The 456-nt window shown below is 34.2% G+C and carries 1 pseudogene; it reads left to right on the forward strand.

Annotation, left to right across the window (positions count from 1 at the left end):
* Nucleotides 1-93 precede the first annotated feature (93 nt).
* A pseudogene (locus tag AUR67_RS17300) lies at nt 94-456 on the forward strand (hypothetical protein); the annotation flags it as partial.

Here is a 456-nt window from a genome sequence, read left to right on the forward strand (position 1 = left end):
TTTGTGTTCGTTCGATATTGGCTCGGGGAAAAGAAACTAGCATGGTTCATACGGCAACTTCGGCCCATAGATTAGCCATAGGAGATTTAGTTAATGTATGAACTTTATTTTCAGTCCGATTTTATGGGAACCAAAATTGGTTTTTACTTAACACTTGTTTGTTCTGTTCTACTAATATTGTGCTGCCCGAAGATAAAATACTGGTACGAAAATAAACTACAGTTTGAAAAGAAAGTTAACTTCTGGTTTGGCTTCTTATTTGTATTTGGCTTTTTTGTAATGCAGTCACTGTCATTTTATGGCCTAGTATTAAAATCTAATGGCATAGATTCTGGAAATTATTCTACAGTTGAAGGAGCTATTGAAGATATTCAAATTGTTGAAAGAAATAGTAGAGAAGAGGCTTTTACTGTTGATGGAGTACGCTTTAAGTACAATGATTACGGAACAGAAAAC

The organism is Pseudoalteromonas sp. XI10, assembly GCF_001469895.1.
GTDB lineage: Bacteria > Pseudomonadota > Gammaproteobacteria > Enterobacterales > Alteromonadaceae > Pseudoalteromonas.